This window comes from Secundilactobacillus yichangensis (assembly GCF_016861565.1).
Classification (GTDB): domain Bacteria; phylum Bacillota; class Bacilli; order Lactobacillales; family Lactobacillaceae; genus Secundilactobacillus; species Secundilactobacillus yichangensis.
This window is the reverse complement of record NZ_BOLK01000007.1, coordinates 101,436-116,916: the sequence shown is the minus strand read 5'-3', so window position 1 is coordinate 116,916 and position 15,481 is coordinate 101,436. Positions and strand designations below refer to the sequence as shown.

General features: G+C 45.4%; 5 protein-coding genes. 4 read left to right on the top strand and 1 reads right to left on the bottom strand.

Annotated elements, in window-relative coordinates; genetic code table 11:
* The 4 genes from JUE95_RS07455 to JUE95_RS07440 all read left to right on the top strand — a co-directional run.
* Positions 1-668 (top strand): RNA-guided endonuclease InsQ/TnpB family protein (locus tag JUE95_RS07455; protein ID WP_203650356.1); only part of this gene is annotated, 668 nt, incomplete at its 5' end.
* 153 nt (positions 669-821) lie between these two features.
* Entirely contained in the window at positions 822-1,778 is a 957-nt protein-coding gene (locus JUE95_RS07450) for a hypothetical protein (RefSeq protein WP_203650354.1), read from the top strand.
* A 354-nt stretch (positions 1,779-2,132) separates the two neighbouring features.
* Entirely contained in the window at positions 2,133-6,602 is a 4,470-nt protein-coding gene (gltB, locus tag JUE95_RS07445) for a glutamate synthase large subunit (RefSeq protein ID WP_373305675.1), read from the top strand.
* 5 nt (positions 6,603-6,607) lie between these two features.
* The gene (locus JUE95_RS07440; RefSeq protein ID WP_203650352.1) at positions 6,608-8,038 is read left to right on the top strand and encodes a glutamate synthase subunit beta; all 1,431 of its coding nucleotides are present in this window, start codon (positions 6,608-6,610) and stop codon (positions 8,036-8,038) included.
* A 116-nt stretch (positions 8,039-8,154) separates the two neighbouring features.
* Here the strand turns inward: JUE95_RS07440 and JUE95_RS07435 are convergent, their stop codons facing one another.
* Positions 8,155-15,474, bottom strand: coding sequence for an MBG domain-containing protein (locus JUE95_RS07435; RefSeq protein ID WP_203650350.1), 7,320 nt, complete (start codon positions 15,472-15,474; stop codon positions 8,155-8,157).
* Between the last annotated feature and the right edge of the window lie 7 nt (positions 15,475-15,481).

Sequence of the window (15,481 nt, the reverse complement as noted above, 5' to 3'; positions counted from 1 at the left end):
CCTGTTTAATAGAACAGGCCGAATTACCAAAGTTAGAACTGACCGGTGAGGCCATTGGTATTGACCTTGGTTTAAAAGAATTTGCCATTCTAAATGATGGCACTTTGTATCATAATCAAAATAAAAGCAGTCGGGTAAGGAGCATTAGAAAACGCCTTAGACGACTGCAACGAAAAATGTCCCGTCAGTATCAAGCACTGAAAGCTAGAAGACAGAAAGAAGGAAAATCTGCTACTGATTTTAATCTAGCTAAAACTCAGCGGAAGGTGCAACGCTTGTATCAACGGTTAACCAATATTCAGTCCGATTTCCAAAATAAGATTATTGCTGCTGTGGTGAGAACCAAACCGCGGTGGGTAGCCTTAGAAGACTTGAATGTTACAGGTATGCTGAAAAACCGGCATTTAGCCAAAGCCATTAGTTATCAGGGGTTCTACAATTTTAGAATTAAACTGATTGCTAAATGCCAGCAGTTAAGTATTCCGGTGCACTTAACTGGCCGATTTGAACCGACTTCTAAGTTATGTCATCAATGTGGCTATAAAAAAGTTGATTTAAAGCTGCAAGATCGAGTGTATGAATGTCAAAACTGTGACTATACTGAAGATCGTGATATTAATGCGGCCCTGAATATCAGGGATACTGAAAACTTTGAATTAGCCTACTAACACAGGCTTCAAAGCACGTACCGGTGGCTAGCCGGGAATTAACGCTTGTGGACTATCATACCAACTGTATTAGCGAGTTTCACGCGAATCAGGATAGTGAGAAGCAAGAATGATCGATAATTTTTTATAAGTTATCAGTAGCAGGACGTTATGATGAGAAAATTCAGTTTGATATTATCTGCCGCCCTACTTAGCGTCGTACTAGCGGGATGCGGTAAAGCGTCATTATCAGTTGCCCATAAGAGTTACACTCCTAGTGGCATGACTGCCGTTATCAAGGGTCACAGTAATCAAAAGACGGTTCAGTACCGCGTTAACAACGGGGAGCAAAAAAAACAGGCAGTCAAAGATGGGGGATATGCCATCACTTTGCCTGCTAAACCGTATCGGCAGACTGTCAAGCTTACTGCTGGCAGTCGTAAGACATCAACAGTGGTGAAGAAGAGCCCAGTAATCATGAGCTATAGTAAATTCACCGCCGCTTACAACCAGGCCTTAATGGGAACAGCCTTATCCAAGAAGGATCAAGCTACGGCCATGGGTTTGCAAAAACAAGGTGCGCAGCTGCAACAAAAAGAAGCTAAATTGAAGGCTGAATCAAAAGCCGCTCAAGCCAAGTTAAAAGCCGGCGATACCTCAGCACAAGCAACCTTAGCCGATTTGTCTAAACAGGGTGGGCAGCTTCAATCCCAAGGTGCCAAGTTGAAGCAAACACAGGCAGCTTTAGCACCTGCACTGGCTAAAGCCAAGAAACAAATCGCTGACGATACCATTACAGCCAAGGCACGCACCGGCGTTTATAACCTGAAAAAAACGCCGAACGCTACCATCCGTGGCAACGTTGACCACGGGAATCTGATTGGTGCAACTCTAATGGTTCCCACCTCGTCATTGAAGTCTAAAAAGGCGGCTAGAACTTTCATGACAGAATTAGCCGTCTTGACGGGCAGTGTCGGTGCAAACACCAAAACTGTACTAAAGGGCTTTGCGAACAAGGCTAACAAGAAGAACAGCAGCCAAACAACAACCAGCACCATTCATTCCAAGGGCATTGATTTTGACCTTGGTTATTCGAAAACAACACTGTACATCTACGTCACTCATCACTAATTGAATTACTAAGGACGCCATACCGATCATTAATCGGTATGGCGTTTTTTAGAATATAATCTTCTTAGGAATATTTAATATTTCAAAATTTAATATTCTACCTCATTGTGTTGCTTAATCAACGTTATTATTTAAAACTATTGTCAAGCATATTACTATCCTATCAGCAATGGCGGAGTATGTTTATTAGTAAACGTCAATATTCTAAAAATGAATAAAACAACTAAATTCAGTTACTTTTAAATATTTATTTAGTCTACGGTATTGCAGATTGCGAAAGATTAGAATATCATGAGAATAATTCATGAAATTTAATTGACTCTTTCTTTCAATCTTAAAAGTAGGTGACAGTATTTGAAAGCTTTGAATCACGATCACAATTTAATGTATGACCCGCACTTTGAACATGCTGCCTGTGGCATGGGCTTCATCACTCAAATCGATGGTCACGCAGATCACCAACTAGTGGAAAAGGCACTGACAATGCTGGAGCGCATGAACCACCGTGGTGGAACAGGCGCCGAACCAGACACCGGTGACGGTGCTGGCATCTTAATGGCAATGCCGGATAAGTTCTTCCGGCAGCAAATGGCCAGCGCTGAGCTGGAGCTGCCCCCAAAAGGCGACTACGCGGTAGCACAGTTATTTCTGCCCCACGATGATAAAAAGCGGGATGCTATGTTATCCGCGGTTACCGCACAGATCGACCAAGCCGGCTTCCCGGTTTTATGGACTCGACTGGTTCCTTTTGTTTACGAAAACTGCGGTCCTGGTGCGCAAAAGTCTATGCCCGGCTTCGTTCAAATTATTATTCAGCGGCCCGCTGACATTGCTGCCGGCCGTCCTTTTGAAGACCAGCTGTACACCCTTCGGCGTCGGCTGGAGCACGTTTTTGAGCAGCAATCCTTATCAATCTGCTCGCTTTCCAGTCAAACTATCGTCTATAAGGGCATGCTACACGCCTATCAAGTTGGTCTGTTCTATCCAGATCTGCACAATTCTGCCATGGAAAGTGCCATTTGCCTGATTCATTCACGTTTTTCCACCAACACCTTCCCTAGCTGGTCGCGTGCGCAGCCTTTCCGCTTCTTAGCCCATAACGGTGAAATCAATACCCTCAAGGGCGCAGAGAACTGGATGACTAGCCACGGAATCGATATCTATGACGAAGACGATTCCGATTCCGCTAAGCTTGAAAACTGCATGGAATACCTCTATCGCCATGGGCGGTCGATTCCTAAAGCGCTCATGATGATGATCCCAGAGGCTTGGGGCGACGGCGTCCAGATGCCGAAACAGCAACGGGCGTTTGATGAATACAACGCAACCTTTATGGCCCCGTGGGACGGCCCCGCAGCACTCTGCTTCACCGATGGCATTCAAGTCGGCGCTTTCTTGGATCGAAACGGTTTGCGGCCATCACGCTACACTTTGACCAAGGACCGGATTCTGGTCGTGGCTTCAGAGTCGGGCGTGGTAGACGTTAAGCCCACTGACATTGTTAAAAAAGGGATTCTCGGCCCCGCTCAAATGATTTTGGTGGACACCCGCCTGGGTAAAATCTATCAATCTGATGAGTTGAAGCGGGAATTTGCCCAGAAACATCCCTATCAGCAATGGCTGACTGCCAACCGAATTTCACTAAAGAATTTACCGGAAGTTAAAACTGAAACTGCCATTTCAGATACTGATTTAAAACGGCTTTGGTTACGAAATGGGTACACCCACGAAGTCATCGAAACAGCGTTGATTCCAATGGCTGAAAACGGCGGTGAACCAGTGGTTGCCATGGGGTTTGATTCTCCTCTGGCAGTACTCTCTCATAAATCTGAAAACCTGTTTACCTACTTTAAACAGGCCTTTGCGCAAGTCACCAACCCGCCGATTGATCCCCTGCGTGAAAAAATCGTCATCAGCACGACTCTCTATCTGGGCCGTGATGCTGATATCACCACGGATACGGCGGAAAATTGCCACAAGATCCGGATTGAAAGCCCAATTTTAAGCGATCAGGATTATGCCAAGATTGAAGCGCTGGATCTGCCGGGACTGAAAGTCGCCAAACTAGACTTATCCTATGATTTGACTGACCGGCCTAACCGGTTATCTCACGCACTAGATGATTTATTTAAGCGAGCTGAGAACGCCATTGATCAAGGTGCCACCATTCTGATTCTCTCTGACAGAACCGCTCACGAGCACCAGATGGCCATTCCTGTTTTACTAGCTGTTTCCGGCTTGCATAACTATCTGGTTCAGCAAGGTAAAAGTACTGACGCTGCCATCGTAGTGGATACCGCCGAAGCCTGCGAACTGCATCATTTTGCCTGCCTTATAGGGTATGGTGCTACTGCTATTCACCCCTACGGCGCTTATGCCACCCTGGTTTCACGTGGCTATGAAGCCAAATTAGCCAATTACCGGAGAGCTGCCACTAAGGGCATCATTAAGATTATGAGCCGGATGGGTATCTCAACTATCGCAGGTTATCAAGGCGCCCAGTTATTTGAAGCTGTCGGTCTTTCGTCAGCAGTTATCAACCAGTATTTCACTGGCACCCCCAGCCGAATCGGCGGTTTGACGCTTAATCAAATTGAAGATGAATATACGATCAAATACCAGGCAGCCTACGATGCCCATACCATTGATGATTTACCTTCAGGCGGCAGTTTCCAGTTCAAGTCAGACGGTGAACACCACCTGTATAATCCTGAATCGATCTATCAATTTCAGAAAGCTGTTCGTTCTGGTAAGTACGAAGAATATCAAAAATACGCCCAACAAATGAACCAAGAAGCACTTAAAAACCCGGTTACTCTGCGTTCAATGTGGGAGATCCATTCTGAAGGTCGAACCAGTGTGCCAATCAACGAAGTGGAACCAGTCAGTGCCATCGTGAAACGGTTCAAGTCCGGTGCCATGAGTTTTGGAGCCCTTTCTGAAGAAGCTCACGAAACGATTGCCATTGCCATGAACAAACTGGGAGCCCGCAGCAACTCCGGTGAAGGCGGTGAAAACCGCAAACGGTTCAAAGTCGGTGCAGACGGTTTGAACCGGAACAGCCGGATCAAGCAAGTCTCTACCGCCCGTTTTGGGGTGAACACTGAATATCTTGAAAGTGCTGATGAAATTCAAATTAAAATGGCTCAGGGAGCTAAACCGGGTGAAGGCGGTCAGCTTCCAGCCAGCAAAGCTTATCCGTGGGTGGCTAGTATCCGAGGTTCCATTGCTGGTGTGCAGCTAATCTCACCGCCGCCTCATCATGATATTTACTCCATCGAAGATCTCGCTCAGCTGATCTATGATCTTAAGCAAGTTAACCCGTACGCCATTATCAACGTTAAGTTAGTTTCTTCAACCGGCGTCGGTACCATTGCAGCTGGGGTGGTTAAGGCTGGCGCAGATACCGTGGTGATTGCCGGCTACGATGGTGGCACTGGAGCCGCACCAAGAAACTCCACCCGTGACTGCGGTTTACCGTGGGAAATGGGTTTGGCGGACGCACACCAGACACTTGCCCTAAATCATCTGCGCCAGCGCACAACACTGGAAGTCGATGGTAAGCTTCTCACTGGCCGTGACATCGCGGTTGCCATTATGCTGGGAGCTGAAGAATTCAGCTTTGCTACCCTCACGATGGTTTCTATCGGCTGTATCATGATGCGTAAGTGCAACCTCAACACCTGCCCGGTTGGCATTACCTCACAAGATCCTAATTTACGCCGGCTATTTGCCGGTAAGCCGGAATACGTCATCAACATGATGCAATTTCTCGCTCAAGACCTGCGTGAACAAATGGCTCAGCTGGGCTACCGTACCGTGGATGAAATGGTTGGGCACGGTGAACATCTCAAGCCGCGTTACGTGCCATCTGGCAAAGCAAAATCGCTGAACTACGACAAAATGATTGGTAAAACCATTACCATTCAACGAAAGACTAAGGATCCCTTCCGTGCGAAGTACACGTGGCCGGATTTGAACGCCATTACTGAAGCTAGCCTGCAAAATGGCACCACAACGTCCATCAATCAGCCAATCAATAATACCGACCGGGCAACTGGTACCCGGCTTGGTGGCTGGATTGCTGCCCGTTTTGGCAACCACGGCTTGAAGCCTGGCGCGCTCCAACTTAACTACACTGGCATTGCCGGCCAAAGTTTCGGTGCCTTTATCACTCAGGGCTTGGAAATTACGTTACGCGGTGAAGCCAACGATTACGTTGGTAAGGGCCTGTCTGGTGGCCGGCTGATTGTTGCCTCACCAGAGGGTGCAGAAAACATTTACGCGCATGCACCGATCATCGGCAACGTGGCCTGCTTTGGTGCCACTAGCGGAGAAGCCTTCTTCAATGGCCGGGCTGGTGAGCGGTTCTGTGTCCGTAACTCTGGCGCTAACGTTGTGGTGGAAGGTATCGGTAACAACGGCTGTGAATACATGACCGGCGGCGTGGCGGTTATTTTAGGGCAGACTGGGCGGAACTTTGCGGCTGGTATGTCTGGTGGTATCGCCTACGTTTACGACTGGAAACATAACTTTAAGCAACGTTGCAATACCGAATTAGTCGATCTATATGCTTTAGACGAATCGGGCGACGACAGCATTCTTAAAACCTTGATTGAAAAACACTATTACTACACTAAATCATCTCAGGCGAAGAAAATTTTGGATAACTGGGAAAAAGAAAAACAGCTCTTTGTAAAAGTTTATCCTAGTGATTATCACCGGATGCATAATCTCATCCACCAGTTTCAAAAAGCTGGTGTCCCTGATGATCAAGTGATTCAAAAAGCCTTTGACGTTGCCACAAAAAAGGGAAAGGAGTGACCGGTATGGGAGATCCAAGAGGATTTATCAAACACGATCGTAAAAGTAACCCAATGCGGCCGATTGCCGAACGTATCAAGGACTTCAACATTATGGAAATTGACCTGGGCGATGCGGACCGCCGGATTCAGGCTAGTCGTTGCATGAACTGCGGAATCCCCTTTTGCCACCATGGTGTCTTTTATGGCGGTAAACGCGGCGTTAGTGGCTGCCCCAACGATAACCTGATTCCAGAGTGGAACGATTTAGTCTACAAGAAACGCGATAAAGCCGCCTTCGAGCGACTCACCAGAACAAATTACTTACCAGACATGACTGGTAGAGTTTGCCCCGCTCCCTGCGAGGTTGCCTGCGTGAACGCACTGAATGGTCCCGGAATCACCATCCGCAATAACGAAAAATTCATTATTGAACAGGCCTTCAAAAACGGCTGGGTGGTTGATTCTGGGAAGCCTGCGCACCGAACCGGTAAAAAGATTGCCGTCATCGGCAGCGGACCAGCAGGCATCTCCGCTGCTTGGCGCTTAAATCAGCTGGGACACTCGGTGACCGTTTACGAACGGGCTGACCGTTTCGGCGGTCTGTTGATGTACGGCATTCCCAATATGAAACTGCCGAAAGAAGTTGTTGAACGTCGAATTCAGGCTATGCGCGATGTCGGTATCGAACTGATTGCTAATACTGAAGTTGGCCGTGACATTGACGTTGATACGTTAAAAGCCAAGTACGATCGTATCGTGATCTGTACCGGGGCTCGACAGGCCCGTGATCTGGATGTGCCTGGCCGGCAGCTAAAGGGCGTGATGAAAGCCGTTGATTTTCTGACCAACGCTACGCAATCAGTGATTAAAAACGGTACTGCAGCAACCCACGCACTAAAAGGAAAACACGTGGTGGTCCTTGGTGGCGGTGATACCGGTAATGACTGTATCGGCACTGCCATCCGCCAAGGCTGCGCCGGAATTACGCAGCTAGAAATCACCCCTGCGCTACCAAAAGAACGGACTTTAGATAATCAATGGCCGGAATGGCCGATGGTGCTCAAGAACGGCTACGGTCAGCTGGAAGCTCAGAAGTTATTCGGTGATATTACAACGTATACGGCAACTGTCACAGGCTGTTTCGGTAAAAACGGCCAACTGTCTGAGGTTGAAGTCAGCCGCACCGATCATTTCAAACCAATTGCGGGTAGTCAAAAACGGATCAAAGCCGACTTAGTCCTACTAGCTATGGGCTTCACCGGTGCTGAACAATGGCTGTTTGACGCCTTTGATGTCACAAAAGTAAACGTCAATTACAGCACGAATGACAGTCAAATCTTTGTGGCTGGTGATAGTCACCGTGGCCAAAGTCTCGTCATTTGGGCGATTTACGAAGGCCGAATGTGTGCAGAAAAAATCAACGCTTCGTTTGAAGTGTTGTCGGCTAAAGTTTAAAGATAAAGCGAGTAATTCGATAATGAATTGCTCGCTTTTTTGTGGACACAAAAATAGTGCTGACGATCGCTCATCAACACTATTTTCGTACAATTTAGACTTACGCAAATGACGAATTACTTCTCGTCTTCACGCTTCTTCTTAGTAATACCTAACATGCTCAACATACTCATGAGACTAAGACCAATCATTGCCCAAACGCTAGTGTTTTGCTGTTCATTAGTTTGTGGCAAAGTTGCTGCTTTATTCTTAGCATTAGTTGAATTTACTTCATTAGTATTGGCCACCTGCTGTGCTTGACCGGCTTCGGCGTTACTGCTTTGCTGAACAAGTCCAGTTTGTGTACCACTGTTAGTGCCGTTCGAGTTAGCTGACTTACCAACTGTGCTGTTACTCTTATCAGTGCTCGTCGGATTGTTATCAGTGTTGTCATTGGTAACAGTATTATTATCTGGTTGATCAACGACTTCCGTATTGCTACCAGGCCCATCAGTGGTCGTGCTTGGATTACCAGCTGGCAATCCAGTACCGGTATCCGTAGAGGTACCGCCAGGAACGCCTGTACCATTGTCAGTCGGCGGCGTCCCACCATTATTTGATGATCCGCCAGGTACCGTGACTTTAATTGAGATTGGCTGCGCTGGATTTTGATCCTTAGAAATTTCAACGACACCATTCGTACCATCAACTAACGTATAGCCGTTTGGCACCTTACCAGTAACATTAAAGTTATTACCCGGATTGCCAATCAGAGTAGCCGTACCAACTACACTGCCACCCGAAGTGACAAAGTTGACCGTGTATTGGTTTGCATACGGTGCATCAGGGACTTGGTCCTTGGTCCAAACTTGGACACCATCTGCATCTTGACCGGCAGGTGTTGTGACGTTAAAGACAATTGGTTTACCCGGTACATCCGTATCAGCAATGGTAATGTTACCATCTTTCCCTGGTGTTGGGACGTAGCCCTTTGGAATATTTGGCGTCACATTAAAGTTATTTCCAGGATTACCTACTAAAGTAGTATGACCAATAATATCACCATTTGGAGTAACAAAGTTAACCGTGTATTGGTTTGCATATGGTGCATCATCAGGCACTTGGTCCTTGGTCCAAACTTGGACACCATCAGCATCTTTACCAGCAGGTGTTGTGACGTTAAAGATAATCGGGGTCTTAGGATCCTGCTTATCTGGAACAGTTACAACGCCATCGTTACCTGGCGTTAGAACATAGCCCTTCGGAATATTTGTTGAAACGTTAACCTTATTGCCAGGATTGCCCACGAATGGCATGTGGCCAATCACGTCACCATTCGGCGTAACGAAATTAATCGTATACTGCTGTGCACTTGGCACATTGTCCGTAGGTACTTGACCTTTAAATTGACCTTGAGCCCCCGTTTCAGGAATACCAATCGCATTGTAATAGTAAGTTTCATCCGCATTTAAGAAGGTTGTATTCTTACCTAAATCAGGATTTCCTAACGTGTTTAACTCGTCCTTGGTAGCCGTAAACTTAACTGGATTCCATGCTGTCACGTACGTAAATTCAGGTACGTAAGTAATCTCAGCATTATCGCTTGGAATTGAGTGAAGCGGTACAGCTTGGTAATTACTGTTGGCATCAGGCGTAAAGGTAACTTCGCCCGTTGCTTCATCCGTACTGATTGTCCAGTTAACTTTTTGAACAATTGTACTTGGTAATTTCGATTCATCAACGTCTGTATTACCCTTAAAGTTAATCGTACGGGTTGCAGTAATGGTTTCCGTATTGATGTGATGTGTTAAATGAATCGTCACACCCGCATTATCAATTGCAGTAAAGGTATACGACCCTGAAGCTGCTTGACCATCTGCTAAGTCATAGCCAGCTGGCTTATTATTGGTATTCCAAGTAGCACTGCCACCCGTAACGCCAGTAAGCGTCGTTGCTGGTGTATCAATGACTGCACCATTGTTATCATCATCAACATACTTAACTGTTGCACTTTGATTGGTACCAACGTAATGGACAGTAATGACAGTATTAATCGGTTTTTCGGCAATCATCGGATCTTTAGCTGGTACTATACCTTCACCAGTTTTCACTGTGTAACCAGAAACCGTTGGTGACGTATATTCAGCATACCAGCCTAATGGTGTGTATGAACCCAGTGGTGTCCCTGTTGCCGCACCAACGGGACGTGTATAAGTCACCGTCTGAACTTGGTCGGGAGCAACCGTTTCACCATTACCGCCAACAAAGTGGATCGTCCGAGTGGTTGTTGCAGTTTCAAAGTCCACCTTTTCAGCGATTGGTACCGTCCAAGTTTGATCTTTAGTATCATCATGATCAAATTTAGCAGGTGCGCTATTCGCCGTCAGGAAGTGAGCAAAGTCTGAAGTCGTTCCAAGCTTATCGCCGCCTAAGGTATAACCCGCTGGAATTAAGTTCAGGATTGCATTCTCATCATAGGTAATCGCACTATCTGATCCACCAGATAGGTCCAAAGTCTTATCGCCGACTTTAACAATCAGCTTTTGAGTGTCTGGCGTGTAAGTGATTTTTTGGGTCGTCCCGTGATTACCGCCTGTATTTACCTTGCCATTAGTAACATTATCTTTATTTGGAACTGGCGTAGGAATAGTGACCGTTGTTGAGGTAGCTGTATAACCAGGAACTGCCGGAACAGTGACGGTTTTTCCGGGAACACCAGTAACCGTTGTTGGCGTGGTATTTGGAATTGGATTTCCATCGGCATCGCTTGGAACTAAGGTCAAGCTGGCATCCGTATCACTGATCTTGTTTAAAACAACCGTGTAAACTGGAACCTTTCCATAATCAGTAAATGCCTTTGTAATACTATCCAAACCGTTCTGATTACCTTTAGCTGGTGTGTAGCCCAGGCTAATGATACTTTGTTCTGTTCTGAAAGCTGGCGTTAAATCAACGTTGCTATCAGAGGCACCCGTTAAAGTAGTCGCATCACCGAGTTTGTGACCATCTTGATCGACAAATTGAACCTGAATGGATTGAGTATCTGGAACATATTCAATGTTAATCTTGTTACCCCTGTCAGGCGTATTGACTTTGCCATCGGTAACATTATCATTATTTGGTTCTGGGGTAGGGATGGTAATGCTATTGCCATTCTTTGGTGTGTAACCAGGAATAGTGGGCACAGTAACCGTCTTACCAGGAACATCCGTAATAACGGTTGGTGTAGTTCCTTTAATTGGATTTCCATCTTTATCGACTGGCACTAAGGTAGTATCAGCTGAAATTGGGGTAATCTTGGTTAACTTAACGGTAACAGTTGGCGTGTTCTTGTCATCGTGATCGAAGACTTTCGGTGCGATAGCAAAGCCTGTCTTATCACCATTGATTGGAAGATACCCTTGACTGATTAAAGTCTTTTGGGCATTTAACGCTGGGGTGTAGTTGATATTGCTATCAGATCCGCCCGTTAAGGCAGTCACATCACCTAACTTATTGCCATCTTGATCGACGAATTGAACATTAACTGTTTGATTATTAGCAATATAGGTAATCTTAACGGTTGCCCCACGCTTATCAGGCGTGGTTGCCTTACCATTGGTGACATTATCTTTATTAGGTACTGGCGTCGGAATGTTAACCGTCTTATCAGTATCAATAACGGTGTAACCAGGCACCTCAGGAGCGTTGACAGTAGTACCTGGAAGACCAGTTACCGTCGTCGAAGTGGTGTTCTTAATTGGATTCCCCTCGGGATCAACGGGCACTAAGATAGCGTCTGCTGGCACTTGGTTATTAAACTTACTCAATGTAACGGTAATTGTTTGGGTAGTTTTATCATCGCGATCAAAGGTTTTCGGAGCAGTAGCAAACCCCGTTTTATCACCATTGATTGGGAGATAACCTTGACTGATTAAAGTCTTTTGCGTATTCAACGCTTGCGTGTAGTCGATATTGCTATCGGTTGCACCAGTCCATTCAACAGCGTCACCTAGTTTGTTACCAGCTTGATCCTCGAATTGAACCTTAACAGTTTGAGTATTGGGCGTGTAAGTAACTTTAAGAGTATAATCGGGGCCATTTGGAATAGTGACATTCGATTCTGGCGTATATCCTGGAACCTCAGGAACCGAGACAGCATCACCTGGGAAACCAGTAATCGTTGTTGGCGTAGTGTTAGAAATTGGGTTGCCATTTCCATCGCTTGGTACTATAGTTGCTGTCACTTTTTGGTTGTAAACGACATTGATACCAGTTAGGGCAGCCATGGTTCCAGCCTGAGCTGGTGTGATTTGAGGTGTAGGATCATTGAATCCTACTCCAGACCCCATTGAGCCATCGTTTAATTGCAGTGCCAATGCTGCTCCAGCATCTACTCCACCAAGTTCTTCTTTGGTCATTGTGACTACTGACTGGGGTTTGTTGCCATAGTACGTTGTTGTAACGGTAATAGTGCCAGTAGTCTTATTAGCAACTAACGTAGCTGTTTTAACGCCAGTCGTATTATTATCATTTTCTGCATAGTTAAAAGTAACCGACTTCAATTGCGACGTTGGATAACCAGTGACACCAGCATTAGCACCATTAACATTAGCGTCAGAACCAAGTTGAATATCAGGAACGGTCTTTAATGAGGTGCCAGCGGTATCTTTGACTGTCACTGGAATATTAAGTGAAACAACCTTTAATTTACCCACACCAGTAGCTAAGTTGTCGAACAAATAATCTGGATTAGCTGCGGCCAAAGCTGTTAGTCCCTGCTTTGAAAGTAAAACATCATAAGAACCAATTGGAGATTTGACGTTAGATAAATCTAAATCTCCATCAGCGGTATTAATGCTATAAGTATTACCGGTTGTCTTGGTCCAAGTGCTAGGCGCTTTCAAGTTACTTGGTAAAGTAACCGTCATCGTTGCTGGCACGGCACTCTTCCAAGTCATTTGACTATCATTTACCTTGGCTTGATTAGAAGCCTTAGTCGTATCGATAACCTTTTTGTACGTTGCAGTGTAGGTGGCACCGGTGGCTAACGTGGCATCTGCAGCAATTGGTTTTGTAGCCTGCTTAAAGGTTTGCTCAGTAGGGACTGTGGTTTGATTCAAAATATACTCAGTACCATCAGAAGTAGTAATTTTATCAGGCACAATTGACAATGGATCATAAGCATCACCAACCATTCCTGAGGTGGTCACTGCGTCGGCAATTTTATTACCAGCAGCATCCTTTAAGTTATACGTGTCTTGAACTGGAACGTGTTTGATCGTATAAGTACCTGCCCAGTTGACATTATCATAGCCTTGACCGATAGTCTCAGCGTTGGTAACTCCAATAGCATTAGCTACCATGGGAACATTAGGATAAGCGCCTTGTGAATTTATAATGTACTTTCCACCAGTTAAAGTGTTGTCATCAGTAGCATACAAAATCGCAGCGTCATTAGCGACAACTCGGTTGCCAAAATTACCCTCAGATACGTTGTTAATGTCTGGATCAACTACTACGTTAATTGGGTAAGTAGCCCCATTCTTAACACTGGTATCTACACTGCCCCATTGAACAGCAAATGTCTGACGACCCTTATAGTCTGGTAGTTGTTTAACGGTAAAATCAGAATAGGGAATATTGTTAGCATCTAATACCGGTTTAACACTATCAATAATGCTTTGAACCGGGTTATTAGACTTCGTGTAACTAGTAATTTTAGTTGGATTGCCAGGGTCAGTAGTGACGTTAGCCACCGCTAATCCAGCAGGAATAATTACCAAATCAGTGAAATTCTGAAAAACAGCGCCGGTACCGGAAAAAAAGCCCAATTTTAAAGTTGCGCCATCGCCATCATTTAAAACCGCGTTAGCGAGTGTACCGCCACCGCCACCGAAATTAGCCAAAGTTCTGCCTGGAAGACCAGCAGTATTAGCAACAATAATGGTACCAGTGTGCACGTTAATTGGCAGGATCTGATGATTTGGATTAGCCGTATTTAAATTAGTTAAAGCAGTATTAGTCAAATTAACCGAATAAGTACCAATGGTATTCGGTTGAACTGCAGATGTATCAAAGTAACTAACTGGTACATCATAAACCACTTCATCTTGCGCCGTATTATCATAACTAACATGCCAATCACTTGGAACCGTTACTTCCCGTGATACATTAACTGGAAGACTACTTGGTAAAGTTGGTTGACTTGTAGCAATCCTGCCAACACCAATACTTAACTTAGTGTTACTTTGAATAACAAAGTTACCAGCAATAATATTATTGGCTTTAACGTCATAGTTAGGGTTTACTGCATTTAATCTTTGTAGTCCACTAGCCGAAAGGTTGATTGTATAAGTCCCTGGTTCTTGGCTATCAACATTAGCTTGAATATCACCAGAAGCTAGAGCCACCGTGTAACTGCCATCAGCATTAGCCGTCCAGTCAGTTGGGGCCTTTAATCCTGGATTTACTTTGACTTTAAAGCTAGTTGGATCTGTCGTTGCATCATTGTCATATAACTTAGAAGTATTCTCGATGGCAACGGAACCAGTAACTACCGGCGCTTTACTAATTGTCAACTTACCTGCGGTTACATCCGCAGTGGTCAATGCTAAGTTCTTTTTCTGATTAGCCTGAACAGCATTGAGCCGAGCTAAACCAGTGGCACTCAACGTCACATCATAAGTGCCAACGTTTTGATTAATCTTAGATAAATCGATATCACCAGAAGCTGCGGCGACCTGATATTCGTCCTTATTACCAGTTACAAACCAGCCAGTAGGCGCGGTTAAATTATCTGACAATTGAACATTAAACGTCGCTGGCGTATCACTTTTATTGTCATACGTCTTAGTGGCATCCTCCACCTTTGCACTGACAGCTTGTACCGGATCAGCTGTCGTCGCAGGGTCCTCTTCAGCCCCAGCCACTGCGGTAATCGTCTGCGGGGTTCCCGTCTTGGCGTAAGCCGCATTCGCAGCAGTCTTCGCTTGATCAATGGTACTTTGATCAGTGACGTCACCTAAATTAGTGGTTTGGACATCAGTCGATTTTGCCTGAGTGTCAGCTGTTGCTGGCGTTTTTTGCTCAGTAGCTTGGTTTTCAGTTGCGGTTGTAGCCGCCGTTGCGACTGTATCTGCGTTTGTATTTGTTTCAGAATCAGTGTCTGAATTTGTATCCGCTTTCATATTGGAAGCAGTGTCTTGCGACTGGGCATTATTTCCAATCACAACACTCTTTGCTTGTGAATCTGTCTGTTGTGGCGTTACTTGTGCTGTCGCAGGTTCAGTTGGTGTTGCAGTATCTGCATAGACGTCTTGATGACCGCCAAATGCAAGCCCGGCACCCAGTGAAACCGTGAACAGACCGGCAAAGAGCCATGTCTTCCCAACCTTATACATCTTATAATGTTCTTTAACTTGAGTACTATCTTGGAGTACTCGTGCGCGTTTTTTTTGCATATCTTGCTTTAACATTTTATTG